We start from the raw sequence: 345 nt of genomic DNA on the forward strand, positions 1-345 counted from the left end.
CAGCAGCTCGGCCGCGAGCGGTCCCGAGCGGTCCGTCGCCTCACCGCGCGCGCAGCGGTCGGACGCCACGACGACGGCGGCCGGGTGCGCGGCAGCTGCCGCGGTCGCGGTCGGCGCAGGGTGCGCGGCGTGGTCGGTCACCGGCTCACCGTACCCACGGCCTGTGTCCGGCGGATGTCCGCGGCCTCACCGGACCGCCCCGCAGGCCGGAGCGGCGCGACGGACCAAGGCCTCGCACGGCGACCCGCGGCCGTCGGACGAGAGACCGCGAGCTGGTCCTGCGCCGGGGCCCGCGGCCGTCGCGCGGGGTCCACGAACCGGCCCTGCAGGGCGACGCGCGGCTGT

The sequence above is a fragment of the Actinotalea ferrariae genome (assembly GCF_019733465.1).
GTDB lineage: Bacteria > Actinomycetota > Actinomycetes > Actinomycetales > Cellulomonadaceae > Actinotalea > Actinotalea ferrariae_A.